The organism is Agarivorans sp. Alg241-V36, assembly GCF_900537085.1.
In the GTDB taxonomy this organism is placed as follows: Bacteria; Pseudomonadota; Gammaproteobacteria; order Enterobacterales; family Celerinatantimonadaceae; genus Agarivorans.
Genome location: NZ_UNRE01000004.1, coordinates 344,612 through 370,710 on the forward strand (window position 1 = coordinate 344,612; position 26,099 = coordinate 370,710).

Sequence of the window (26,099 nt, forward strand, 5' to 3'; positions counted from 1 at the left end):
GTGTCTTAGTGGTAATGCCAATGTTTAATAAATAGGCATTACCACTTACAAGCTTAAGCGATAGCGCTACTTGGCTTTAAACGACGTTGTAAAAAGTGTAATAACATGCCGTAAAGCGGTACAAATAAGGCTAAGTTAACCGCTAATTTAAAGCCGTAATCCACCCAGGCTATTTCTACCCAATGCTCAGCCATAAAGGCGTCACTACTGGCATAAAACGCCACCGCAAAAAATAGCAAGGTATCCACCAAGTTACCAAATACACTGGAACCCGCAGGCGCTACCCACCAATGTTTTAACTGGCGTAAACGGTCAAATACTTTTACGTCTAACAGTTGCCCCACCGAATAAGCTAAGAAGCTGGCTAAGGCAATACGTGCCACAAAGCCATTCCAAGCCAGTAAGCCGCTCATACCTTGATATTCACCTTGATAAAACAGCACCGACACGACATAACTCACCAACAAGGCCGGCAGCATTGCGGTAAAGATAATTTTGCGTGCTCGCGACGCTCCAAACAAGCGCACGGTTAAGTCGGTAGCTAAGAAAATAAAGGGAAAAGTAAACGCACCCCAGGTGGTGTGAAAACCAAATACCGTGAAGGGCAATTGCACCAAGTAATTGCTGGCAGCAATAGTAACGATATGAAATAAAGCGAGAATAATCACACTGCGGCGCTCGGCCTCAGTTAATTGTAAAAACCACATATATAGAACAACCTATCTTTTTGTTAATTGGGGGTGAGAGAACCCAAGGGCGGCGGAGTATTCCACAACTATTGGCTAACTGCAATAGCTAAACGATTAGTCAAGAAATTCTGCGTTTTTGATTTTTTTGGTGATAACTAACAGTTTTTGAGCAAACACACCTATCAAGGCTTCGCTCACTGTCAGTTCTTAGTTAAACTGAGCTATTGCCCTGCCCGCGCTCAAACCCACGATTGGTTTGTTCTCTCATCGTGGCAGCAGCACTTGCTACAGCAGTGAGTGCTAAGTTTAGCTAATTTAAAAGGATGCACTTTGTCTGGCTTATTGCGGATCATCTTGATCGATACTCACCTTAAAGGTGTGGTAGAACTTAAACTCGACCAACACAGCAATATATGTGGTACTAACGCTTCAGGTAAAACCACATTACAGCGTCTTATTCCGGTGTTTTATGGCGAATATCCTAGCCGCGTAGTGCCAAGTACTCGCGACAGTTTCGAGCGTTGGTACTTGCCACGAGAAGCCAGCTACATCATCTATGAATACCAGCAATATAACGGTCAAGTTGCCCAAGTGGTGCTGTCTTCTGGTCGCGAAGACCAAGGAGTTAAGTATCGCTTTATCGGCAAGCCTTTTGAGCTAAGCGATTTTGTGGATAAACAAGATGAGCAAGGTACCTGGTTTTTGGCTCCCGCTAAACTGGGCCAAAAACTCAAAAAGCAAGAGTACAATGGCGCCGCGCTAGCCACTACCCGATTTCTAAATACCCGAGAATTTCGGGCAATTATTCAAAACGACCGCAGTTTACAAAATGCCGGCGACAGCGATTTAAAAGCCTTTGCTCGCCAGTTTTCTATGTGCGATCCAAAACATGGCCTGCGCCATATTGAAAAGCTCGCCAAAGCAGTGCATTCCAAAGAAGGCAAAATGGAAACCATCAAGTCGATGATTGCCGCCATTTTGGAAGAAGAAGGCGTTACTTTAAAACCCACTTGGGTAGACGCCAACAAAGCGCAGGCGTGGATCCAAGAAACCCGCTTAATTCAGCAGTTTGAAGCGATTCGCCCTAAATTTGTAAAGCTTGAGCAAATTAACCAACAACTGCTCAGCAGCGAAGCTCAATTACACCAACTAGATAAAAACCTGCAAAACGATGAAGCAGAGCTATTTAGCCAAAGTGAACAGGCGCAACGTCAACTTAACCAGTTAAAACAAAAGTTAAGCGAGTTAGAACAGGAATGGCAAAATCAACGTGAGCAGCTAAACCAAGCGGTTTCTAGTGCCAATGCCGATGTTTCAAGTTTCGATAAGCAACTTAATCATATCGAAGATGACTACCAAGCTTGGCAAGACAAAAACATCGAACACGCACTTAGCGCGGTTGAGCAACTGCCGCTATGGCGTGAGCAAGTAAGAGAAGTGAGTGAGCGCCACCAGTTGCTCACCGAGCAGCACAGCGACATTGAAGCTCACTTCAACCAACGCAAGAGTGAAATTAACGAGCAGCTCAACTCGGCGCTAAACAAACTGCATAAAAACAAAGATCAGCTGCAGCAGCAGCTCAACCAAGAAAAGCAGCAACAACAAGCCGAGCTAAATAACGAACAGCAGCAGCAACAAAAACAAATTAGCCAGGTTGAGCAGAGCTTCCAACAGCAGCAACATAAAAACCAATTAGAACTGGCGCAGCTAGAGGCTGGCACCCTGCAAATGGGTTATACCGAAGAAGAAAGCCGCCAGCTTAATATCATGGACAATCGCCTCGACGAGGCCAACCAACAGCAACAATTACTGTCTGCACAAGTACGCCAACACAACGAACAATTGCACAGCTTAAAGCAGCAGCGCCAACAAGCTGACCAAGCCTTAGCCACTGCTAGCCAACAATCTCGCCAGCTAGAACAAAAGCTAAGTGGACTAAAAGACAGCTTACAACCGGCCGATGGCAGCCTACTGGCACACTTGCGCAGCGAGCACCCACAGTGGGAGCAAAGCATTGGTAAACTAATTAATCCTGAGCTGCTCAACCGTCGTGATTTAAAGCCACATAGCGAAACAAACCATAACAGCGTATTTGGCTTAGCCTTAGATTTAAAAGCCATCGACGCCCCCGAGTGCGCCGCCACCGAAGAGCAAATTAAGCAACAAATTGAGCAAATCCAGCAAGCTTTTAACGAGGCTCAAAAGCAACTCAAACAGGCTGAATTAGCGCTTGGCGATGCTAACAAAGCGGTGCAGCAACAAGACTTATCGGTTGCCGAAGCCACTGCCGCTCATCACAACAGTGAAGACCAGCTAAAGCGTCTGCAAGAAGAAAAACAACTACTTAAAGAAAGCTTTTCTAGTGCCCTTAAACAGCGCCAAAGTGTGGGGCTGGAAAAGCAAACTAAGCTAAAAGCCTATTTAGAGAATGCACAAACGCAGCATCAAGAATACTTAGACGAGTTACGCGAGCAGCACCAAGAAGCCAAATTAGAAAAAATGGCCTGGTGGGAGGAAAAGGTTGATGCCTTAGCCTTGCAACTAAGCCAAGCTCAAGACGCCATTAGCAATCGTCAGAAACAAGCCAAAGAGGCGCTAAAACAGTCGGAACAATGGTATCGCGGCGAGTTGCAAGCTCAAGGCTTAGATGACCAGCTGATCGTTGATTTAGCCAAACAAAAGCGCCAACTTAACCAACAAATTCAAGACGCCGAGCAGTATCGCGATGAAGTAAGCGAATACAAAATTTGGCACCAACAAGTGTGGCTAAACCAAAAACCACAACTTAACGATGCCCTTGCTAATGCTCGCCAAGCTCAGAGCACCGCCAAACAAGCACTTAACGAGCAACTAGCGCACTTCAAACAGCAGCGCGATAGCCAACAAGGTGAGTTAAGCAAGCTTAAGCAAGCGCTAGAACAGCTGCAGCAACAATATGGTCAAACTCAAAATCTGTTGCGTAAAATCAAGCAATTGGCTTTACCAAAACAAAGCAATAGCGGCGAAGCAATAGAAGCCGCCGGCACAGCTGCCGAGCGAGCCCGCCAAGCCGAACAGCAAATTCAGCAACGTAACCAGCAGCTTGAGCAAGTAAACGAATCGGTTCGCCACTTTGACAGCTTATTGGCCCAGCAAGCGGGCTCTGACTTAAGCGAAACTTGGGAGCGTTCACGCGCCGCTTGTAGGCGCAGCAACGAGGAAGGTGAAAGCACCCTCGCCTATCGTGAATTAGTGCCACACCTGTCTGAACTGTTAAACGGTTTAGTGCCGCAAAAAGTCCAAGGTTTAATCGACCACGGTCGTAACTTGGGCATGAGCATTAGCAGCTTCTATCAAAACTTAAGCGACATTGACCAACGAATTCTCAGCCAAAGCCGTCGCATAACCCGCGAAATTGGTGAAGACTTAAGCCTTGATGGCGTATCTGATTCAGCAGTAAAAATTCGCTCTAAGATTAGCGAACTAGAGTTTTGGGATGAACTAAAAACCTTTGTTGATAACTTCCAAGCTTGGCAGCAGCAAGGCTTTAATCAACTGCCCGACGAAGACTACGCCACCAGCATGCGGGTAGCGCTAGATATTATTGGCCGCAGCGCACTTAAAGAAGGGGTCTCTCGCCTATTGCTGATCGAGCTAACCCTGCGCGAGGGCAACAGTGACCTAGTGATCCGCACCGACCGCCAGCTTAATGAATCCAGTAGCCACGGTATGGCCTACTTAATTTTGTGTAAGTTTTTATTGGCCTTTACCCGCTTACTGCGCGGCAATGCTGATACCTACATTCATTGGCCCATTGATGAACTAGGTACCTTGCACCAAAGCAATGTGAAGAAGATCTTTGATGCCTGTGACCATAACCAAATTCGCATTCTAGGTGCCTTCCCTAACCCAGAATCTGAAGTATTGGACTTGTTCACTCACCGCTACATCATCAACCGTGAAAAGCGCCAACTGCAAGTTGTGCAGCCACGGATTAATCCTTTACAAGAAAAGCTAAAAGCAGCCCAAGCGGCAAAAGCCAGTACTAAACAAGCGGAGGCTGAGCTATGAGTAAATTAAGCGCCACCGGCATGAGCGAAACCGGTCGGATTTTAGAAGCCCTGTTAAGTGGCCAATTTATCTGCCAAGTGAGTGACGAAGATGGTTTTCATTTTTTAGCTGAAGAAGCTAACCGTGAGCGCATCGACAGCCACTTGCATGTACTTAACCGCCGCCTAGCCAGCGCTTGTGAAGGCGAATTGTATTTTTGTGCCTATCGCGAGCTAGGTGACAATGAGCATAAGGTGATAAGCCAGCAGTTTAGCGAAATAGCCGGCAGCTTGCTGCCGCTCACCGAGTGGCTAATTCTCAGCCAAGAAGCACAAGGGCAAGATAGCCCAATTAGTGCTGGTGTAGCGCTGCGTTTAAGCGAGCTGCAAACCGTGGTGGAAGACACTCCAGCACTGCGTGAACAACTGGCAAAAATTTCTCAGTACAAGTTATTTGGCTCAACCAGTAGCCAAGTAGATGGTCAGTTAAAACAAGTATTTAAGCGCCTGTGTGAACAAGGCTACTTGGTTCGCCCTAACCAAGAAAAACAAATCTACATAGCCACCGCTAAAGTGGATTACATTTTTGAAGTAATCAGCTTTATTGATGAAGCGGAAGGTTTAGGCCTAGAGCAACAAGCCATGGATGCCATTGGCCAGCAGGAGCCCTTACTGTGAACCAACATTTGCAACAAGCAGGCTTAAAGCTATTTAAGCTGCTTGCGCGTCATGGCGAAAGCTTGATGCATGCTTACGTTAACGGCAAGCTAGACGAAAGTAAGTTAGACAATAAGCAAATCGATTCGCTGCTGAAAGCTGGGGTCATCTGGCGACCTTCGGTTGACGAAGGCTTGCACCTTAGCTCTAACCTGCGCTCCTTGCTTGAAGAAGCCCTAAGCGATACCCGAAATAGGCAAATTGATTCTAATGTTGGTTCGCGTTTAGAAACCATTAAAACCTTGGCAGCACACTATAAAGAAGCCTTACATATTGGCGATTTAGCCGCAGCCGACGTTTACCTCAATGATTTGAGCGAACACAGCTACAGCCTCACCGAAAGCCTGCGCCATAGCTCGCGGGTATTGTGGAGCCGCATCAACAATGAGTTTGGTTATGTACCGAGTTTAAGTGCCAAAATTCGTGAAAATGAGTTAGCCCAACAACAAGTGAGCGAATTACTCAACAGCCTCGCCTTGCTCAACTTTGATACCTTGAGCCAAATAGCCGGGGATATTCGCGAGCTGCGCCGGATATTAGTACTAAACCTAAGCCAAGCGGTCTACGACTGCACCCAAGAGCTAGCGGTAGTGCAAACGCGCTTGCTCACCTTGCTGGGGCGTTTTCGTGAATTGCGTGGTAAGTCGCGACTGCTCAAAGGCTTGCAGCTCTTTCATGCTCAGCATCCCGACTTCAGCCCTCAGGACCCTACTCAGCAAATCGACGTAGCTAGCTTGTTTAACCAAGCTCCTGCGCTACTCGCCAAGGCCAGTGTTGATATTCATAACAGCGAGCATGAACACGACTTACTGTTATCTCTTAGCCAGTTAAACCTACATCGCCAAACTAAAGCCAGTGAAACCGACACCGAGCATGCCGTTTCCCTAGAAGGTGCCGAAGAGTTTGCCTTGCAAGAGCAAAAGATAAAGCAAGATGTAGAGAACTACTTGTTAGGCGTTATAGAAAGTGCAGCGGGTCAAACCGCCTTAGAGTACTATCAAGAACAGGATCTAGAGTGGGACGCCGAAGCTTGGTTATACCAAGTATGGGGCAGCTACCATGCTCTGCCAGAAGAGCAGCGCGATTACTTTGCGCTAGACCCCATCGAAGACCCACACCCAATCTTTAGCGGCAACCGGATTGTTCGCGATTTACAGGTATGGTTACGTTAATCAAGCCACAATAGGTACTTAGTAAGCTAAGTACCTTCTTGCCGACTAATTAAGCTGCGCCTATATTTAATTACAAGCACTTACGTTTAACATACAGAAATATTTGACTGACTAATTCATTATTTTAGAATATGCCAAATGTTGGGCCGGTACGCATTAGAGAGTAGATATGAAAGTAGTTGATTTTATTAAGAAAAAGCGTGAAATGCTAGCCCAAAACCCATTCGAACTTAAAGATTGGTTGTCTCCAGCTATTCGCGATCACTGGATTGAATTCCTAAATAAAGCCCATGATAGTCAATTAGTTAACTGGGTAAGAGAGCATCAATTAAGTTCCAATGGTGAGCAACAAGCTAGCTTTAAAGAAACCATTGAGTTACATCCTAAAGCTGAAGCCTTGTTAGAAGAACTGTCGATGCAGCTGGGTGAAGAAATTCATATTGGTGATTGGCTTAATGTTACCCAAGAACGAATTAACCAGTTTGCTGATGTTACCAAAGATCACCAATGGCTACATACTGACCCGCAGCGCGCTGCAGAAGAGTCGCCCTTTAAAACCACCATTGCCCATGGTTTTCTAACCTTGTCTTTATTGCCCGCACTTACAGAGAGCGTAGACCCAGACAAGCCGCTTTATCCATCGGCAAAAATGATGGTGAATTACGGCATCAACCAAGTTCGTTTTCCTTACCCGGTTAAAGTAAATAACCGGATTAGAGCGCGCACCCGCTTAACCAAAGTCATCCCGATTAAGCGAGGCTTAGAGCTGGTAAAAGAAATTACCGTAGAAATTGAGGGCTGTCGCCGCCCGGCTTGTGTTGTGGAATCGGTGGTTCGTCTCTATTTTTAATCGCCACAACTCGCTATGATGGTTCACGTTAGGGTTTAGTTAAAGGAGCTTAACGTGAACACAGCGCATTCTCATTCTATCTCTGTTCAGCAGCATACCCATCAAGATAAACCTTCTTACCAATATTTACTGAGTCAACCAAACACGCTAGAAAGCGCTAAAGATTACCCTTTAATGCTGTTTTTGCACGGCCGTGGGGAAATTGGCGGTGAGATAGAAACGCTGCTCAATTTTGGCCCTAATAGCTATTTAAAACAGCATCATCTAGACGCAATTTGCATTACCCCGCATGTACCAGAAGGCCGCGATGGCTGGGCTATTGCGGAGCTGATTAGCTTGCTCGACCAACTAGAGCAGCAATTTCCTATCGATAAACAGCGCATATATTTAACAGGGTTAAGCATGGGCGGATTTGGCGTGACCAATTTAGCCTTAGCCCAGCCACAGCGTTTTGCAGCTTTAACTATATTGGCGGCGGGTGACCCAAATCGCTTAGCCCCGTGGTCATTAAACTTACCGGCTCGCCCTGTTTGCGAAGAGCTATACCAACGGCTTAACCAGCTACCCATTTGGTTAGCTCACGGCTTAAAAGACTCGGTGATACCTGCAGAATTTTCGGTAGAACTGGCAGGCAAGCTTGGTCAAATGGAGCGTCAAGCTCCGCTACAAAGCACTTGGTATCCACAGCATGAGCATAATATTTGGGATGATTTTTATGCCACTAGTAGCTTTTGGATTTGGCTATTTGAACAAACCAACCCAAGCCCTAAAAGTGAGCGACAAAGTCTGCAAGATTTAAGTCACCTTGCCGGTGACTATGGTAATCAACATGACTATGTCAGCATTAGCTATTGCGAAAAGCAGGGGCTTAAGCTGCTCTGTAAAGACTTACAAGACAATGAGCTTAGCTTCAGTCTTTATCCGGTGGCCAAAGATCTACTATTTTGTGAAATAGGCTGCTTACGCTTTATCGGGCAAGCAAGCCAAACTCAGTTAGCCTTAACTCGCCTTACCCTACTAGATAAATTGGCCTTAAGTTAAACCGCTAAGTAATGCGTTTTACGTAGCTTTCGCGCTGAATATCTAGCACTTCAGCGCTAAGGCTTTTTACCATAGGCAAATCTGCAGCTAAGCCTTCTACTAGCCCAGTAGTTAAAGCTAGCTTTTGCTCAGCGCTTCTTCCCGAAAGAATATGTAAACGCAAATGCACAAAGCTGTGATCGTCTAAACCACTTAATACATCTTGATAGGCAAACGCTCGCAGCTTGATTGCCGCAGGCTCAAATTCGCCGCTATTCTTCAGTAAATCAAAAGCCTTAGCCAATACTTCACTAATAGCAATTTGTTCACTCAAGTCTTGAGAGTATTCAACAATACAATGAGGCATATTAATTAGGATCCGTTAATCATTCGCGCTGATTTTTGCAGCAGTTTATGGGTTATTGATACAAGACAGAAGCTTTAATGTGTAGCTAGCCTAGAATAACCAGGCAACTCGCCCCATGCCGCGCCTAAAACGATTTTTCCTCAAACAATATTCAACCGCAAAAACATCAATAAAGCCTAGTAAAAACTTGTTAAAAATTTAACTTTTACGATAGAAAATATTATTTTGTAATACAATTTATAAAAACTAAGGATTTGTTGATCTAGATCACGCCTTTCAAGTATGCTCGCTCAGATAATGCACGCCCGTTTGAGCACTGTGCTTTTTTTAACCTTTGACTTGGAATCATCAACTATGAGCAATACTACTACCGCTAACCCAGCCCCACTTGGATTGATGGGTTTCGGTATGACTACCGTGTTATTAAACATCCACAATGCTGGCTTTTTTCCAATTGATGCAATGATTTTGGCTATGGGCATTTTCTACGGTGGTTTATCTCAAGTTATTGTAGGGATTATGTGTTTCAAACGTGGTGATACTTTTGGTACCACTGCCTTTACCTCTTACGGATTGTTCTGGTTAACCCTAGTTGGTTTGCTGGTATTGCCTAAAATGGGCTTAGCAGAACCAAGCCCACACGCATTTATGGGTTGGTACTTAGCACTTTGGGGCTTGTTCACCGCATTTATGTTTGTTGGTTCTTTACGCTACCCAACCGCTAAGCAAGTGGTATTTGGCAGCTTAACCATATTGTTCGCTCTGCTAGCACTTCGTGATTTTACCGGCAGTGAGTTGATTGGAACAATTGCTGGCTACGAAGGTATTTTCTGTGGTCTATCGGCTATTTACTTTGCAATGGCTCAAGTACTTAACGCTGAATATGGCCGCACTATTTTACCTGTTGGTCGCCCAGTGAAATTTGAAGACAACAGTGCGCCACTAAAAGTGGCTGCGTAAGCGATACCTGCTTTAACAACTGTGCTACCACGGCCGGATTTTCTGGCTGTGGGTTATCTTCAATAAGTGATTGAAGATCTTCAATATAAGCGTCTATCTTAGCTAAGATATGACGCTTTTGTTGTTTATTGGCCAAGGCTAATACCTCGCTCATGCCTTGTGCCCACAATTGCCGATTACGATAGAAGCGTTCAGCCAAACCCGGCGGCCACAAAGATTCTGAATTAACCATTAATACATAAAATTCTTGCTCAAAGTTTTCTGACTTACTCTGCCCACTAAGGGAATAAGCAAGATATTGCTGCCAGCGACTTTGTACATTGTGCCAATCGGCGCGAGTATCAATAAGCTGATTCGCCAGCTGTTCTATCACCTGTTGTTGTTGCGGTGATACATCGCCAAGCCAGCGCTCAACGCTGTTAGAAATATGTTCAATACGATAATCATAATGACTTTGTTGGCGGTCGCTATCTTCGCGCTGTTCGGCTAGCTTAGCCATAAAATCAGATAGCTGTTGCGAGGAAGCGGTTTGCGCCAGCTGCGCGACATCTAAATATACATGACCCGCCAATACTCGATAATGCTCTTGCCAAGCAGCAACTTGCTCTAACAACTGCTGTTGGCTAATACCACCATTAATTTGCGCATGAAACAGCTGTAGCTGGGCCAAATACACCGGCAACTGTTCGTGCCTATGCCAAGTTAGCCAGCTTTTAAGCATGGGTTTAAAGACCGCTTTTTGTTCACTGTTCATTTCGATGTAATCATCGATGTACCAATAAGCCAGCCAATTAAGGTTGTTATACACAAAGCGCATACCACAGGCGCTCAGCAAGCCGCTGAGTATCAATATCAGTATCCAACGATAAGGCTTCGTTTGCATAACACCTCCTTTACTAAACAGACCCAAAGAACCGGAAATAGTTCTCACTCTACAGCTATTTAATTATTAAGGCTTGTGAGATTAATTCAAGCGGAGTAGATTAGCCCTACTTGCAGTAGTGGCGTGAAACCAAGCACGCAACGGATGGTTAATTGATTGGTTTAACTCAGAAATTATTAATGGTATTAGCAGTTATTGCTGGCGCTTTTGGTCTTGGTATTGGCTTAAGTTACTGGCAGCAACAGCAACTTGAAACCCTAGACTTTACTCACTGTGAACAGCTAGAAAAAGGCAGCTGTGAATGGCAAATTGCTGAACAAACTTGGCAACTAAGTTTACCCAGCAACCAGCTTCCTGCCATGTTAAGCCAAGCGCTTGAGTTAAGCACCAACCTGGATAACCCTCCTCCCTTGGAGCTGCGTTTACAAGGGATAGAGATGTACATGGGTGAAATCAAACTGCAGCTCGAACCCAGCGAAAATGGGCACTATCAAACAGATATTTTACTGCCGATTTGTAACACTGGAAAAATGCGCTGGCGAGCAGAAATTGTTTCTTTAGATCCCAGCCAAGCCCTTGCTCTTAGTTTTGAGGTAGATAGCCAATGAAATACCTAGCATGGATTGCTTTGATTATTGTTAGTGGATTAGCCGGAGTGATGAGCTTCCAATGGTTGTCTCCAGAGCAAAGCCAAATTGCCGCAAGCAATAAAGTGATTACTACTGTACCGGCCAACTTGTTCAAAATAACTAGCAGTGATGGGCGCTTTACCGAGTTAAACCAGAACAAGCAGCTTTACATTGCTTACTTTGGCTTTACCCACTGCCCAGATGTTTGCCCAACCTCCTTAGCCGTGCTTAGCGCCGCTTTACAAGGAATAACTGAGCCACAACGCCAGCAGCTGCAAAGCTTATTTGTAAGTGTTGACCCAAAGCGTGATGACCCAGAAACAGTCAGCACCTATGCCGGCTATTTTCATCCTGATATTGTCGGTTTAAGCCCTCAAGAAGGTCAGCTGTTAGGCTTAACCCAAAGTTTGGGCGTGTATTATAAATATGTTGAGCTCCCCGATTCTCAACTGGAATACAGCGTTGACCACAACTCATTTTTCTACTTCTTAAATGCTAAAGGCGAGTTACTGGCGAAGGTGCCTCACACCCTAGACCCACAGCCTTTAGTAGACAAAATCCAACAATTACTTCCCCAATAAAATAAGGATTAACAATGCGCTCAATCTTGCTCGCTCTCAGTCTTTTATTTAGCTTTAATTTGCTCGCCAATGAAGCAGCCATAACAGTAAGCGACGCCTATGCGCGAGCCACCCCACCTAATGCGCCCACCAGCGCTATCTTTCTGAAAATGAGCAACACTAGTGAACAAAAGGTAAGCTTGGTATCAGCCAGCACACCTGCAGCTGGGCGTGTGGAATTGCATACCATGTTGATGGACGGCGATGTTATGCAGATGCGTAAGGTTAACGAGATAGAGGTCGCTTCGGGAGAAGTTGTAGAGTTAAAGCCTGGCGGTTTGCACCTAATGCTATTTGACCTACAAACTAAGTTCGCGGAAGGTGAAGAAGTAGAATTAAACTTGGAATTTTCTGATGGTAGCCAGCAACAACTTACTGCGCCGATTAAAAAAGTAATGCACAAAATGAAGCATCACCACTAATAAACACTTCTTCTTGGGATTAAGCTCGCGCTTAGTCCCAGCAATTCGATACTTTTACTCAGCTAAATGTCTATCGAGAGAAATACCGTAGTCACGCGCCGAGACCGCACCTTCGATTTCCTCATGGGTGTACTTACTTAAATCGATGATTTTCACTTCGGTATGAGTATTAGTGCGAGTATTAAACACTTGCTTAATTACTGGCTGTAAGGGTTTAAGCTCGTTACGCTCAACCACCACACCCAGCTTCCCAGACTTTAGCTTCACTAAAGTACCAACCGGGTAAACGCCCATACAGCGGATGAATTTTTCAACCAAGGCTTTATCAAACTGGGTGCCGACACCTGAAAGCAAAATTCGGAAGGCAGCCGTAGGTGGCATGCCACTTTTATAGACTCGGTCGGCGGTAAGCGCGTCGTAACAATCTACAATGTTGGCCATACGCGTATAGGCAGACAGCTCATCGCCCTTTAATTGGTTGGGATAACCTAAGCCGTCTAAACGCTCATGGTGATTGCTGGCAATCTCTAGCATGATATTACTAATGCCTTCTTGAGCCTTTAGAATATTATGGCTATGCACCACATGCTCTCGCATGATCACAAACTCATCGTCGGTGAGACGACCGGGTTTATGCAAGATTTCGTCGGGTGTATTGATTTTGCCGATATCGTGCAGCATTCCGCCCATGAGTAAGTGTTTTTGCTTAGATCTTCCCATGCCCAGAGAGCGCCCAAAATAGGCCAGCAACATACCTACATTTAGAGAGTGCTCCATGAGATATTTGTCTTTGGCACGAATTTTTGCCAAACACAGCATGGCGTTACTTTGGTTTTCTAGCGAATCAATTAAGCCTTCGGCAGCTTTCTCCATTGGCTCAATATCAATGGGCTCGCCTTGTTGTAGCTGCTTAAAGTACTTTGACTGTAAGCTTTTGGCCTCATTAAATAGCTTCTTAGCGGCTTGCTTTTCGCTTTCTTCGCTGCGTTTTTTAGGCTTGCTACTTGAACTGGTGATCTCTTGAGACTTTTGCTCTGCGCCTTGATCAGCAAATACACTTCTCGACCAATCTACATTAACAACCTTAACCCCTTTGTTTTTTAACACACTCACTTGCTGAGCTTGGGTAATACGTCCAGATTGAGCAACGCTGGTTTTGCCAGTTTGGCTGGTAATGGATACAACAAACATACCTTCTTTTAGGGCATCAATGTTGATGGTTCTTATATCGGCTTTAGGGCTTGTCATACGGCTTGGCAATCACTCATCCAAAATACTGCTTAATGTAGAAAACACTGCTTAATGAATACTAAAGCAATCACAAAAAATTGCTTTCCTTAGAAGTGTAGATTGTTATCGCTATCAAAAAAGGGAAACGAAATGTAAATTTATTAACAAGTTTAATCAACTGCTAAATCTACCAGCTTTAAGTATTCTTTCGCTAAAACTTGTATTTTATCCATATCTTTATCTGAGAACCCTTGTTTCTTTGGTTCTAAAGAGGAGAAATTGAGTGTTCCAATAATTTCACCGCGCTTGACTAGGGGAATCCCTATGTAGCTTTCTAAATGCATCGCCTGATAACAGGGGTGCAAGCACATATCGGTCATTGCGCCCACTTGGTGATAAGCCAATACCTTTTCTTGGCTGACAACATCTGCGCAGTAGGTCATGTCTACTGGGAACTCATCCCCGGCGCGCACTAAATCAAGGCTAGAGTATGCTGCCAGCACCACGTAACGGTTATCTTGAATATTACTAACAATGCCCAGTTGCATGCCAAAAGCTTGAGCTGCATCCTTCAACCACTGTTGCACGTCCATGGCTAACTCCAAACAATATCGAAAAAAAGCTTATTAACAATAAACTAATCTTAGCTTAGATTCGTTTGTTGTTTTAAAGATGCTTAGTATACTTTGGTCCATGCAAACACTCGAGCTTTGGCGTTTAGGAATTTTTGTTGGGCTACTGGCCCTTTTTATGCTGCTAGAACTAGCTTGGCCAAGGCACCCGCGCAGCATTCCCCGCAGTCAGCGCTGGCCAGCAAACCTAGGCTTAATTTTACTTAATAGCCTGTGTGTAAAGCTGCTCTTTCCGATTACCACTTTGGCGCTAGCAAGTTGGGTTAAGCACCAACAATGGGGCTTGTTTAATCAACTACAAGTAAGTGCGTGGCTGCTAGTTCCTGTTTGTGTGGTGCTGCTAGATTTAGCCATTTACTGGCAGCATAGGCTATTTCACGCCCTCCCTTGGCTGTGGCGAGTTCACCGGATGCACCATGTAGATCCCGATTACGATGTAAGTCTAGGGCTGCGTTTTCATCCCATTGAAATAGTGCTATCTATGCTGATTAAGCTTGGTTTAATCATACTGGTAGGCGTACCGGTATTGGCAGTATTTCTGTTTGAGGTAGTACTCAACGCAATGGCCATGTTTAATCACAGCAACCTTAAACTTCCTTTAAAGCTGGACGCTTTATTAAGAAAGCTTGTGGTGACTCCTGATATGCACCGAGTACATCACTCTCAACACTATCAAGAACATAACGCTAACTACGGTTTTAATTTGGCAGTGTGGGACCGATTTTTTCGCACATATGTCGCTCAGCCAAAAGATGGCCACGATAAGCTAAAATTTGGCTTAAGCCATTGGCCCAATGCTAAAGATAACCGCCAACTTAAAGGCTTGTTAAGCCTGCCGTTTCGCTCTGCTAAGAAATAAACTAAAGCCAAGCAGCAATAGATTAACCAGCCTTAAATTGATTGGCTGAATTACTTCAAATTTCTGCATAAACGGTTTTACAAAACTCCACTTGGAGAGTCGCTCACTTCCTTGCTATATTTCAGCTCCGCGCGCATAAGGAAATAGAGATGTATAGCAGCTTATTGATGATTTTAGGGGCATTAGTTGTCGGTTACCTGATTCCCGTAAAACATCCCTCGGCCTTAGTTGCCATTCGCCGACTAAGTAGCTGGATGCTCTATTTGATTCTATTTTTAATGGGTTATGGTTTGGCCTTTATTGATAACCTTGGCCAAAACATTATTCAGCTATTTAGCCAAAGTGCTGTATTAGTGGGTTTATTGCTTATTTTTAACCTGAGTGCGCTGTACTTTGTCGGCCGCTATTTGGCAATGCCCGCCGCTGAACCGATACACAAAAAAAGCAATAACAAACTCGCCATGTTTAAAGAACCGGCTTTACTTATTGCTCTGCTGCTATTTGGTTTGGTTTCGGGTCTGGTTTACCAACAGCAATTACCCGCTCAGTCAGTATTGGCCGAATACGCGCTTATTTTGCTGATTTTCTGCATTGGTATCGAGCTACGCAGTGCTGGGATTAGTGTTCGCCAAATGCTACTTAATCGACGCGGCTTAATCATTGCGGTGGTGATGGTGCTTAGCTCCTTACCTGCAGGTGCTATTACTGCGTACTTGTTCGACCTACCATTAAACCTAGGTTTAGCCATGAGCAGCGGCTTTGGCTGGTATTCATTATCGGGCGCCTTGCTGAGTAAAGCAGCCACCCCGCTAATTGGCAGTACTGCCTTTTTTGCCGATTTAAGCCGCGAGCTAATTACCCTGCTATTAATTCCTTTTTTAATGCAACGCTCACCCGCTGCCACTATTGGTTATGCAGGGGCTACCGCAATGGACTTCTCCTTGCCGATGTTGCAACGGGCGGGCGGCAACCAATTAGTGCCAGTTGCCATCGCTAGTGGCTTTATTCTTAGCCTACTCTGCCCGCTTATGATTTTATTGCTGGTTAACTTTGCTTAAGGCATTAATCAGGCTTGTTAAAGTCGGCGATAGCCTTATCTAGTAGTTTCAAGTCTTCTGGGTAATCGTGGCTGAGTTGGTGAATCCAATCTTCCACGTTATCCCACCAAGCAGGTAGCTCAGGTGATTGGATTTTATTGGCCAAGCGTTGGATCCTAGCCAAACCAATCGAGCCCGCTGCGCCCTTAATCTTGTGGGCCTCAGAAGCAATGCCGTCTTGGTCTTTTGCAAACAAGTTACTTTCGAGTACTTTCATATAATCAGGCATCACTTGCTTGAACAAATTAATGCTGTCGTTAAGTACTTTTACCCCAATAGTTTCACAGAATTGCTCCACCAAATCTAAATCCAAGATGGGCATGGAGCTGCGACTTAGTGCTTGCTTGGGGCTTACCACGGGCTCAGCTTCTGGCTCTTGACCAATCGCAAATACACTGTTAAAGCAATGCACTACCGCATTGCGATTAATCGGTTTATGGATAACATCAACCATGCCGGCTTGGGCGAACTCGTTTTTGCTGTTTACCACATTGGCGGTAAGCGCCACCAAAGGTGGCAAGTGTTGCTGGGCAAACTGCTCGTGCCAGCGCTTGGCAATATCAAAACCACTCATATCTGGCAGTTGGATATCTAACAACACCAAATCAAAGTTATCAGGGTCAAACACCTCAATAGCCTGTTCACCGCTCATGGCCACCTCAACGTAGTGGCCCAGTTTTTCGAGTAAGGCTTTAGCAATGGTGACATTTAGTTCTACGTCTTCAACTAATAGTATGTCTAGCGGAGGATGGTCAATTTGTTCTGCTTCATCAGGAATGGCATCTAAGGTCACCTTTAGCTTAACGCTAAAACATGAGCCTTCGCCCTCTGCGCTGCTTACCTGAATATCACCGCCCATTGCCCTAACCAACTGCCGAGACACCGACAAACCAATGCCAGTACCGGTTGCTGATTTACTGCCTTCAACTTGATAGTACATGGCGAAGATTTCTTCTAACTGATCTTGCGGAATGCCTGGGCCAGTATCCTCAATGATTAACTCCAGTTGAACTTCTTGCTCAGACAAAGGCTCGGCTTTTACCGTTAAGGCCACTTCGCCCTGCTCGGTAAACTTGACCGCATTGTGGGTCAAATTCCATAGCACTTGGCGTAAGCGAGTTGGGTCGCCCATGATGCTATTGGGAATAGGGCCTATTTGCTCAAAACGAAAATCTAAACCTTTGCTTTGTAGCTGCATCTCGGTGAGGGTTTCAATGTCGGTCACCAGCGCTTTAAAGTCCATTGGCTCAAGCGACACCGCAAATCGGCGTCTGTCTAACTTATCTAGGTCAATGATGTCATTAAAGATATTACCTAAGGTAGTGGCGCTTAATAAGATGGTATTAACATGCTTACGCTGGTTATCGTTAAGCGGGGTATCTAGCAGCATTTGGCTTAAACCCACCACCCCATTGAGCGGTGTGCGCAGTTCGTGGCTAAGGGTAGAGATAAACTGGGTCTTATCGCGGTTCGCTTTCTCTATGCTAGCTTGCTGGCGCATTCTCTCGGTAATATCACGGCCAAAACCTAACAAACCTAAGCGGTTGCCATTACGTCCGTAAAACGGCACTTTTCGCAGTTCAAAAAAGGCTTTACGCCCATCCGGATACTCTAGCCATTGCTCGTAGGTTAGCTGCTCATCGTTATCGAATACTTGATGATCGGTTTCAACGATTTTATCGGCGATGTCTTCTGGGTAAACATCATAAGGCGTTAAACCAATAAGTTGTTTTTCGGAGCGCCCCACCAATTGCTCTAAGGCCAAGTTACACCCCGAAAATTGCCCTTGCTCATTGCGGTAATAAACTAAGTCGGGCGAGCTATCAATAAAACTACGTAGCAAAGCAGAGTGCTCTTCTAGCTCTTGTTGAGCTTGCTGGCGCTGTTTTATTTCTTGCTCTAGATTGGTCATCGCCTGACTACGCGCCGCCTCGGCTTTTTCACGCTCGTCAATTTCGTTGTTAAGCTGGCTAATGTTAGCTTGAAGTTTAGTGGTGAGCTGAAGATCGCGAGAACGCATCTTCTCCAATTTGCGGATCATCTTGCTTAAACGCTGGCGTGAGTCTTCTATTTGCTCTACCACCACCGACATAAAAAATACCGCCCATGGGGTAATAATTAAACCAAAGAATACTGAGCGAACCAAATCCACAGAAGATACCTTTCCGGTAAGCGCTAAAGTCACGCTCATCTGTATCGCTAAGGCCACCAATATAATGGCGCTGGCTAAGCTAATAGTGAATTTAACAACGCCCAATCGAGATAATAAATGAACGTAATAAGTGGCAAGATTCTTCAGTGGCGTCATTAAGCCCGATTCCTTTTATAGCGCGAAGCAAGCTAAGCAAATGTTAGCTAATCCATAAAATAAAGATGGTTAATATTAACCTAGCTTTTATGGTATAACAGCCCATCTTTTTGATGTCATCTAAATGCAATGAGCCTAGCTCACGCATACCCTAGGGGAGTACTAAGTGCATGTCTACAGCAATGCCTGACGTAGCAAACTCAAGCCGCGCCCAAACCGAAGGAAAACTCGATTGGGTAGGTATGAGCCAAATTGAAATGCCAATTATGCTGGCATTTGAAGCCCAAGTAGCTAGCCGCGTAAGTGCTAAAATTGAAGCCTTTGTTAGCTTAGATGACCCACAGGCCAAAGGCATTCACATGTCTCGCTTGTATTTGATATTGGATCAATTATCTAGCGAAGGTGTGTTGGATTATGCGGGATTACACCGCATTTTGGATCAGTTTATTGAAAGTCATCAAGATTTAAGTGACCAAGCGCAGGTTCGCTTTAGTTTTGACTATCATTTACGCCGTAAATCCTTGTTATCGGGCAAAACAGGTTGGAAGGCTTACCCGGTTTCAATCACCGCTACACGCCATCAACAACAAACCACCATTGAGCTAGAAGTGGAAGTTCCGTACTCGTCTACCTGCCCTTGCTCAGCCGCACTATCACGACAACTTATTCAGCAAGCTTTTAAACAACAATTTGCCGATGAGCAAGTTTCCAGTGAAGCGGTGAATCAATGGCTTGGCAGCAATGACGGCATCGTAGCTACGCCACACAGCCAACGCAGTATTGCTCAGCTAAAAGTGAAAGTTAGCCAAGAGCAGCAAGACATTCCGATTATTAGCTTAATTGATGAAGTAGAAGGCAGCTTAAAAACGCCGGTGCAAGCAGCGGTTAAACGCGAAGATGAGCAAGAGTTTGCCCGCCTCAATGGTCAAAACTTAATGTTTTGTGAAGACGCTGCTCGCCGCCTACAACATAGCTTGAATGGTCGTGACGATTTAGCGGATTTTTGGCTAAGAGTGAATCACTTAGAAAGCCTACACGCACATGACGCAGTGAGTGTAGTCACCAAAGGCATTAAGCAAGGTTACAGCGCCTATTAGGGCGCTGCTTTTACGTCTTCAATAGCGCTATCGCCAGCACTGCAATAACGTGCTTTACCTTGATGTTTAGCACGATAAAGCTGTAAATCAGCCACCCGTACCAGCTCGCCGTAATCCACCCCTTGTTGCGGAATAACACTGGCCACACCAATACTCACCGACACAAAGTCACTAACATCAGAAAACTCGTGTGGAATGGTGGCTTGGTTCATATTGTTTAACACGGTTTCAGCTATCTGCTTAGCACCTTCGCTGCCGGTATTAGGCAACAATATAGCAAATTCTTCGCCGCCATAACGAGCCACTAAATCAGAACCACGCTTCACCGAGCGGCTGATTAACTTAGCCACTTGGCGCAGAGCTTCGTCGCCTTGTTGATGGCCGTAATTGTCGTTATATTGCTTGAAGCAGTCGATATCGAGCAGTAGCAAACTTAGCTCCACCCCTTCACGACGATGAGTTAACCACAGCTGCAGTAGTTTCTCATCAAAGCTACGACGGTTGGCCACTTGGGTTAGACTGTCGATAAAGCTCAGCTCTTGTAGCTGCATAATCGCGTCAGCCAATTGTTGTTCAGTCGCTTTACGCTCGGTAACATCACGAGTGATAAAGATAATGCCGCGCTCGCCGCTTACATCATCAAAATACGGACCTTTAATCACCTCATACCAAATTTGATGGCCATCATCTAAATACACCAGTTCTTCATAACGAAGCGGCTTGCCATCTTCAAGAATCTGTCGATTTTGCAGTTGATGTTGCTCGAGCTGTTCTTCGCTCAAGACTTCAGTAAGGTGCTTACCTAACAGCTCATCGCTGGTATAGCCAAACATTTTTGCGAAGGGTTCGTTGCCACCAACAAAGTTACCCTTATCGTCAATAAAGCCCAGCGGATCGGGGGTTGAATTAAACACCGTTCGGATAAGGTTATTTTGCCGCCCCAGTTCTTTTTCAGAGCTGATTCGATTTTGGTTTTCGTGCTCAAGTTTACGGTTAAGCTCGTGCCATTTAGTCACGTCGTAAGACACATTAAGCACACCGGTTACTTCGTCTTGCTGGTTTTTGAGTGGATAAACATTATTTTGCAGCAGAATTTGTCGGCTATCTGGGGCACTAAACCATTCGGTATGCTGGCAAGGCTCGCCCGCCAACACCTGGTCATCGTAAGTTTGGCTGCGTTCTAACTCGTTACGGGTCAAAAAGTCGCTAAGCTTCTTACCAGTAAGTTCACCTGGCTTTAAGCCATGAAAACCCGCCCATGCCTGGTTACAGCCCAGTAAGCGCTCATTAGCATCTTTAAAATAAATAAATTCTGGAATGGAATTAAGCACGTTAGCAAACAATTTTTGCTCTTGCTCTATTCGATTTAAATAAGAATACCCTTGAGCATTTTCATAGGCATTTATAAACCATACTTCACGGCCATTATGCGCAGTGAGACTGGCGTAAAGCAGCAAAACCCGGGTTTGCTGAGGGAAACTTACCAACCAGTGAACACCTTCAATTTTAGCCGAAGACTGATGTGATTTAAGTAGCTCTAACAATTGCTCGAAGTGAGCAGAATCTGAGAACTGCCAATGTTTACCATTGTTAGCCAATTGCAGTAATTCACATACACGAGGGTTAGCAAAAATAACCTGTTTGGCTTCTATATCGATCATCAGCTGGGCAGCGGGAGACTTCACCATTGCGGCACGCTGCGCGCGCACTTTGCTGCGAGCCACGGCCCACATAATAATGACCACTACTAGCAGTATGCTGAGTAGTGCAATGGTAGCCTGCATCCAGACTGTAGGATAAAAACTTTCGTGCATCGATTGTCCATTTTTTCTGCAACCGATGCTACTTTACCTGATTATATGACATAAGAAAATAATCATTTACTAAACAAGCAATTAGCTCACATTTAGTCCACTTATTTAGTGGCTAATGCGCTGCCTTGTGGCCCCTCGGCGGCCAGTTTTTTAGCGATATCGGTTAGGGCTAACCATTTGTTTTGGCACCAATTTGGCGCCAGTAAAACCGGTGGCCGAGCATGTGCACTCACCCGATGATAAACCACATGAGCAGGGGTATGGCGAATCAGCTTTACCGCTTGCTCAACATAATGCTGCTGAGTCATGGTCTGCAAACGGCCAGCTTGCCACGCTTTAGCCATGGTGCTTCCCTCAACCACGTGTAAGGGGTGCAGCTTAATGCCGGCAATATCTTCGGCCAGAACCGCATTAAGCGACTGCATATAGTGCTCAGGCTGTTCGCCAGGCAAACCCAAAATAAGATGGGCACATACTTTTAAACCATGTTGGTGAGCACGTGCGACCGCCTGTTGAAAGGCGGCAAAGTCGTGGCCGCGATTAATCTTCTTTAAAGTCTCATCATGGGCCGTTTGTACGCCAAGTTCTAACCAAACTTCCTTACCTTGAGTTTGGTATTCGGCCAGCATTTCTAACACCGCATCGGGTACACAGTCTGGGCGAGTGCCAATACACAAGCCTACTACCGAGTCGTCAGCTAGGGCTTGTTGGTACATTCCGCGCAGATATTCAACTTCCGCATAGGTGCTGGTATAAGCTTGAAAATAGGCCAAATAACGAATGTTTTTGTGCTTTAACTCAGCTTTGCGGGCATCGAGCTGCTCACCTATTGGCATCATTTGCTGCTGCGGCTTAACAAAGGCATCTACGTTGCAAAAAGTGCAGCCACCTTTACCAATACTACCGTCACGATTAGGGCAGGTAAAATCACCATCTACACTAAGCTTACGAACCTTGCCGCCAAACTGTTGCTTAAGATGACGACCTAAAGTATTTACGTATAAATCTAACTGCACAACAACCACTCAATACTGAAAACTTAGGCCGAGCCTAAAACGGCCAGCAGTTTAGCCAATAGCCAAGCTGGCCGCTTAGTTGTAGATCAAGAGAAGTTAAATTTTAATCATCAACTCGTGTTGACCTTTGGAGCTGCTTTTAGCAGCAGTTATGGCTAATTCGCGTAAAGCAGTAGAAATGAGCCACAAACGCAGCCAAAGGCTTTAGCAAAGATCAACAGCGCCTAATGAAGCTGCTATACTACGCGCCGCCCACTAGTCGCACCCAGGAACCAACATGAGCACTCAAGCATTAATCGAAGCAAACGACCGACTCACTACCAAGCAGCGTTATCAAAGTTTTATCGAGCAAACTCGCAAGAGCCAACAGGTTTGGACCTTAAGTGACGAGCAAGGCTGTTTGATTATTGAAACTGGTGACGAAAAAGTATTACTGCTTTGGAGCGAGCAAGCGCTAGCAGAGCACTGGGGCAGCAAAGATCACAGCAACTTTAAAGCACTTGCCATTAGCTTGAGTGATTTAACAGATAAATGGCTACCAGGCATGGCAAACGATGGCTTCGACCTAGCAGTTGCCCCGAGTTTTGCAGGTGAAGGTACTATTGTTTCCCCGTTAGACCTAGCCGACGAGCTTAGCAGCGGAAAAATTAAGTAAGCCGAGTATTTAGCGCGCTTAAGTCCACTAAGCAGTTTTTTTAGCAAGGACTTAAGTGTAGAATCTTCGGCTCGAAAATTGTTCATAGCGCCCAAACGGGTACAGAAATACAAACAGGTTAAATTATGACGACAACGGTTAATCCATTATTAGAAGATTTGAAGGCGCGCGGCCTAGTTGCTCAATGCACTGCCGATGAAGAACTGGCCGAACACCTTTCTAGTGGAGCCCGCACCCTGTATTGTGGTTTCGACCCTACAGCCGACAGCCTGCACATTGGCAGCCTAGTACCGCTACTTATGCTTAAGCGCTTTCAACAGGCTGGCCACAAACCTTTAGCCCTAGTGGGTGGAGCTACTGGCTTAATTGGTGACCCAAGCTTTAAAGCCGCCGAGCGCAAACTTAACAGCGATGAAGTAGTGACCGGCTGGGTTGGCAAACTGCAAAAGCAAGTCAGCCAATTTATCGCATTTGGCGAACAAGACAACGCCGCCAAGGTAATTAATAACCTTGATTGGATTGGTCAAGTTAACGTGATTGATTTCATGCGTAATGTGGGCAAGCACTTTAGTGTTAACGCGATGATCAAGAAAGAGTCAGTGAAACAGCGTATCGACCGCGATGAATCTGGCATTTCATTCACCGAATTTAGCTATATGCTGCTGCAATCTTACGACTTTGCAGAGCTAAGCGATAAAGAAAACACCACCCTACAAATTGGTGGTTCAGATCAGTGGGGCAATATCACTGGTGGTATTGACTTAGCGCGCCGCATGTACAGCAACAAAGTGTACGGCTTAACCATGCCGCTAGTAACTAAAGCAGATGGCACCAAGTTTGGTAAAACTGAAACAGGCACCATTTGGTTAGACCCTAAACGTACCTCACCTTACGCCTTCTACCAGTTCTGGATTAATACCGCAGACGCCGACGTATATTCGTTCTTACGTTACTTCACCTTTATCGATGTTGCAGAAATTGCTGCCATTGAAGAGCGTGACAAAGCCGCTCAAGGCCGCCCAGAAGCACAGGGGATTTTAGCTAAAGAAGTCACCCGCTTAGTACATGGCGAAGAAGGTTTAGCCTCTGCCATGCGCATTACTCAAGCGCTATTCTCTGGTGATTTAGCCTCTCTTAGCGAGTCGGACTTAGAGCAGCTAGCCCAAGATGGTTTACCAACCACTCAACTTGAGCAAAGCGAAGCCGGTTTGGTTGAAGTTCTTACCGCTAGCGAGTTAGCAAAATCGAATAAAATGGCCCGTGAGTTTATTGGTAACGGCGCAGTGTCAGTAAACGGTGAGAAACTCAACGACCCACAACTGACTCTGCAAGCCTGCGATGCCTTATACGGCAAGTACTCAGTGGTTAAGCGCGGTAAAAAACTATTCAGCTTAGTGATTTGGGCCAGCTAAGCCGCAAATTACCAAGCCATCGATAAGAGTAAGTAGTGCTAACTGCTTACTCTTTTTTTTTGCCTAAAACAACAGGCCTCTGCACTATAACCTGCGCAATATTTAGCTTCCCTCAAAGCCCTCACTCGTCCCAAACAAATTGTTCAACCAATATAAATAAATGTTAACCAGTTTACAGATTACCGGCCAACAACATGGCAGAATTGGTTCACTTATTTAATTTGTATGAGTCAATACCTTGTTAAGAAACACTTTATTACTGGCTGCAGCCAGCCTAGCCTTTAATGCACAAGCCAAAGATTGGGAAGATTACACCGTACCAGCCGACCCCGGCTTTGGTAATACTTGGGAATTAGTTGAAGCATTCTCAGATGATTTTAACTACCAAGGAAAAAACCAGCAGTTCAGCGAAAAATGGAATGACCACTACCACAACGCGTGGACCGGCCCAGGTTTAACTGAATGGAGTTCTGCACATTCCGATATTGTAGATGGAAAGCTAGTCATTAAAGCGGCTAGAAAACCTGAATCAGACAAAGTCCACTTAGGTGTTGTCACGTCTAAAACACCAATTGTTTATCCGGTATACATGGAAGCAAAAATTAAAGTTGCTAACCAAGTATTGTCATCAAACTTTTGGTTATTGAGTGCTGATGATAAACGCGAGTTAGATATTCTAGAGATTTACGGTAGCGACCGCGCCAACCACCACAAGCATTCACGCCATGCCAATACCAATTACCATGTATTCATCCGCGACGAAGAGAGTAACGAGATAATCAAAGACATTGGCTCTCAGCAACACCACTTTCTAGCTAACGAAGCCCCCTACCGCGATAACTTTCATCGCTTTGGCGCTTACTGGATAGATCCGTGGAATGTTGAGTTTTATATTGATGGACGCTTGGTGCGTCGCTTAACTAAAACGTCACTAAAAGATCCAGAAAACCTTGGTTTAGACCGCGAAATGTTCATGATTATCGACATGGAAGACCATGACTGGCGTTCAAGTGTTGGCCATATTGCCAACGATGCAGACTTAGCCGACGAAAGCAGAAATAAAATGTTGGTGGACTGGGTTCGAGTGTACACACCCGTTGAAGCAAAAGAAGGTGAGCAAGAGTTAGCAGCGATTCAACTACCCAATGGAGCCGCCGGCCTAAGTTTGCGCCACAGCACTAAGTGCTTTGAGATTAGAAACCCACGCTCAGAAAAAGGTGGCCGTTATCGCCAAAACTACTGCGACCACCGTAGCCAACAACAAAAGTTTTTATTTAGTGAGCAAACAAGTAGTCAAGGCCAGCAAATTAGCATTAAAAACGCCGCCAATGAGTTTTGTGTCGTTGCCCGTGAAGGTAAGCAAGACTTGCGTCAGCAAAAGTGCGACGCAAACGCAACAGCTCAGTCTTGGGTATTATTAAACCAAGGCCAAAATTGGTTCAGTCTGCAAAACCTCGCCACTGGAGAGTGTTTAGAAATGGCGAAAGGTTCTAAAAAAAATGGCAAGCAATTGTCTTTAGGAAGCTGCGAAACAGCCGAGCACCAAAGTTTCAAATTTGTTCAGTAATTTACCGCTTAGGCAGAACTGTACAGCCTAAGCCCAAGTTTATTATCACGATAGG

At 45.2% G+C, this 26,099-nt stretch carries 23 protein-coding genes; 15 read left to right on the forward strand and 8 right to left on the reverse strand.

From position 1 onward, the window contains the following. Positions 1-53 precede the first annotated feature (53 nt). A complete protein-coding gene (locus tag G6R11_RS11435) occupies positions 54-707 on the reverse strand; it encodes a 7-cyano-7-deazaguanine/7-aminomethyl-7-deazaguanine transporter (protein WP_163133201.1) in 654 nt (217 codons plus the stop codon). 312 nt (positions 708-1,019) lie between these two features. Between G6R11_RS11435 and G6R11_RS11440 the strand changes: the two genes are divergently transcribed. The 5 genes from G6R11_RS11440 to G6R11_RS11460 all read left to right on the forward strand — a co-directional run bounded on the left by G6R11_RS11440 (position 1,020) and on the right by G6R11_RS11460 (position 8,497). Then, positions 1,020-4,739 carry an ATP-binding protein gene (locus tag G6R11_RS11440; protein ID WP_163133202.1) on the forward strand — a complete coding sequence of 1,240 codons (3,720 nt, stop codon included), beginning with the start codon at positions 1,020-1,022 and terminating at the stop codon, positions 4,737-4,739. Continuing rightward, positions 4,736-5,395 (forward strand): hypothetical protein, encoded by a 660-nt coding sequence (locus G6R11_RS11445; RefSeq protein ID WP_152784175.1) that lies wholly within the window; start codon positions 4,736-4,738, stop codon positions 5,393-5,395. The genes G6R11_RS11440 and G6R11_RS11445 overlap by 4 nt, the downstream gene beginning before the upstream one ends. Then, positions 5,392-6,606 carry a phosphoenolpyruvate carboxylase gene (locus G6R11_RS11450; RefSeq protein ID WP_163133203.1) on the forward strand — a complete coding sequence of 405 codons (1,215 nt, stop codon included), beginning with the start codon at positions 5,392-5,394 and terminating at the stop codon, positions 6,604-6,606. The genes G6R11_RS11445 and G6R11_RS11450 overlap by 4 nt, the downstream gene beginning before the upstream one ends. Before the next feature lie 169 nt (positions 6,607-6,775). Further along, positions 6,776-7,456: a MaoC family dehydratase gene (locus G6R11_RS11455; RefSeq protein WP_163133204.1), complete on the forward strand. Its 681-nt coding sequence runs from the start codon at positions 6,776-6,778 to the stop codon at positions 7,454-7,456. A 54-nt stretch (positions 7,457-7,510) separates the two neighbouring features. Continuing rightward, entirely contained in the window at positions 7,511-8,497 is a 987-nt protein-coding gene (locus G6R11_RS11460) for an alpha/beta hydrolase-fold protein (protein ID WP_163133205.1), read from the forward strand. Between the two features lie 4 nt (positions 8,498-8,501). Here G6R11_RS11460 and G6R11_RS11465 read toward each other — a convergent pair whose 3' ends face one another. After that, a complete protein-coding gene (locus tag G6R11_RS11465) occupies positions 8,502-8,843 on the reverse strand; it encodes a 5-carboxymethyl-2-hydroxymuconate Delta-isomerase (RefSeq protein ID WP_163133206.1) in 342 nt (113 codons plus the stop codon). Between the two features lie 297 nt (positions 8,844-9,140). On the opposite strand from G6R11_RS11465, the gene G6R11_RS11470 reads away from it, so the two are divergent. Then, positions 9,141-9,803 carry an acetate uptake transporter gene (locus G6R11_RS11470; RefSeq protein ID WP_329776214.1) on the forward strand — a complete coding sequence of 221 codons (663 nt, stop codon included), beginning with the start codon at positions 9,141-9,143 and terminating at the stop codon, positions 9,801-9,803. Here G6R11_RS11470 and G6R11_RS11475 read toward each other — a convergent pair. Then, on the reverse strand, positions 9,736-10,686 hold the full coding sequence (locus tag G6R11_RS11475; protein WP_163133208.1) for a DUF6279 family lipoprotein: 951 nt from the start codon (positions 10,684-10,686) through the stop codon (positions 9,736-9,738). The two genes, G6R11_RS11470 and G6R11_RS11475, sit on opposite strands and share 68 nt — an antisense overlap. 152 nt (positions 10,687-10,838) lie before the next feature. On the opposite strand from G6R11_RS11475, the gene G6R11_RS11480 reads away from it, so the two are divergent. The 3 genes from G6R11_RS11480 to G6R11_RS11490 are packed head-to-tail and all read left to right on the forward strand — an operon-like array spanning position 10,839 to position 12,357. Next, positions 10,839-11,294, forward strand: a complete 456-nt coding sequence (locus G6R11_RS11480) for a hypothetical protein (protein WP_163133209.1) — start codon at positions 10,839-10,841, stop codon at positions 11,292-11,294. After that, a complete protein-coding gene (locus G6R11_RS11485) occupies positions 11,291-11,896 on the forward strand; it encodes an SCO family protein (protein ID WP_163133210.1) in 606 nt (201 codons plus the stop codon). The genes G6R11_RS11480 and G6R11_RS11485 overlap by 4 nt, the downstream gene beginning before the upstream one ends. Before the next feature lie 14 nt (positions 11,897-11,910). Beyond that, complete coding sequence (locus tag G6R11_RS11490) at positions 11,911-12,357, forward strand: copper chaperone PCu(A)C (RefSeq protein ID WP_163133211.1); 447 nt, start codon at positions 11,911-11,913, stop codon at positions 12,355-12,357. Between the two features lie 54 nt (positions 12,358-12,411). Here G6R11_RS11490 and G6R11_RS11495 read toward each other — a convergent pair whose 3' ends face one another. Further along, complete coding sequence (locus tag G6R11_RS11495; RefSeq protein ID WP_163133212.1) at positions 12,412-13,605, reverse strand: HD-GYP domain-containing protein; 1,194 nt, start codon at positions 13,603-13,605, stop codon at positions 12,412-12,414. A 152-nt stretch (positions 13,606-13,757) separates the two neighbouring features. Then, entirely contained in the window at positions 13,758-14,180 is a 423-nt protein-coding gene (locus G6R11_RS11500) for a GAF domain-containing protein (protein WP_163133213.1), read from the reverse strand. A 157-nt stretch (positions 14,181-14,337) separates the two neighbouring features. Here G6R11_RS11500 and G6R11_RS11505 point away from each other — a divergent pair, with 157 nt between their 5' ends. After that, complete coding sequence (locus tag G6R11_RS11505; RefSeq protein ID WP_240352450.1) at positions 14,338-15,078, forward strand: sterol desaturase family protein; 741 nt, start codon at positions 14,338-14,340, stop codon at positions 15,076-15,078. A gap of 149 nt (positions 15,079-15,227) precedes the next feature. Beyond that, positions 15,228-16,136 (forward strand): lysine exporter LysO family protein, encoded by a 909-nt coding sequence (locus tag G6R11_RS11510; RefSeq protein ID WP_205472771.1) that lies wholly within the window; start codon positions 15,228-15,230, stop codon positions 16,134-16,136. Positions 16,137-16,140: 4 nt separating this feature from the next. Here the strand turns inward: G6R11_RS11510 and arcB are convergent, their stop codons facing one another. After that, positions 16,141-18,483 (reverse strand): aerobic respiration two-component sensor histidine kinase ArcB, encoded by a 2,343-nt coding sequence (arcB, locus tag G6R11_RS11515; protein WP_163133215.1) that lies wholly within the window; start codon positions 18,481-18,483, stop codon positions 16,141-16,143. Between the two features lie 170 nt (positions 18,484-18,653). Between arcB and folE2 the strand changes: the two genes are divergently transcribed. Further along, a complete protein-coding gene (gene folE2, locus G6R11_RS11520; protein ID WP_163133216.1) occupies positions 18,654-19,580 on the forward strand; it encodes a GTP cyclohydrolase FolE2 in 927 nt (308 codons plus the stop codon). Here folE2 and G6R11_RS11525 read toward each other — a convergent pair. Both G6R11_RS11525 and G6R11_RS11530 read right to left on the reverse strand, forming a co-directional pair. Further along, the gene (locus tag G6R11_RS11525; protein ID WP_163133217.1) at positions 19,577-21,394 is read right to left on the reverse strand and encodes a diguanylate cyclase domain-containing protein; all 1,818 of its coding nucleotides are present in this window, start codon (positions 21,392-21,394) and stop codon (positions 19,577-19,579) included. The two genes, folE2 and G6R11_RS11525, sit on opposite strands and share 4 nt — an antisense overlap. A gap of 101 nt (positions 21,395-21,495) precedes the next feature. Further along, positions 21,496-22,410, reverse strand: a complete 915-nt coding sequence (locus G6R11_RS11530) for a TIGR01212 family radical SAM protein (protein WP_163133218.1) — start codon at positions 22,408-22,410, stop codon at positions 21,496-21,498. A gap of 277 nt (positions 22,411-22,687) precedes the next feature. On the opposite strand from G6R11_RS11530, the gene G6R11_RS11535 reads away from it, so the two are divergent. The 3 genes from G6R11_RS11535 (at position 22,688) to G6R11_RS11545 (ending at position 26,044) form a co-directional block, all read left to right on the forward strand. After that, the gene (locus tag G6R11_RS11535) at positions 22,688-23,065 is read left to right on the forward strand and encodes a DUF2750 domain-containing protein (protein ID WP_163133219.1); all 378 of its coding nucleotides are present in this window, start codon (positions 22,688-22,690) and stop codon (positions 23,063-23,065) included. A 125-nt stretch (positions 23,066-23,190) separates the two neighbouring features. After that, entirely contained in the window at positions 23,191-24,477 is a 1,287-nt protein-coding gene (gene tyrS / locus G6R11_RS11540; RefSeq protein ID WP_163133220.1) for a tyrosine--tRNA ligase, read from the forward strand. A gap of 238 nt (positions 24,478-24,715) precedes the next feature. Beyond that, on the forward strand, positions 24,716-26,044 hold the full coding sequence (locus G6R11_RS11545; RefSeq protein WP_163133221.1) for an RICIN domain-containing protein: 1,329 nt from the start codon (positions 24,716-24,718) through the stop codon (positions 26,042-26,044). Positions 26,045-26,099 lie beyond the last annotated feature (55 nt).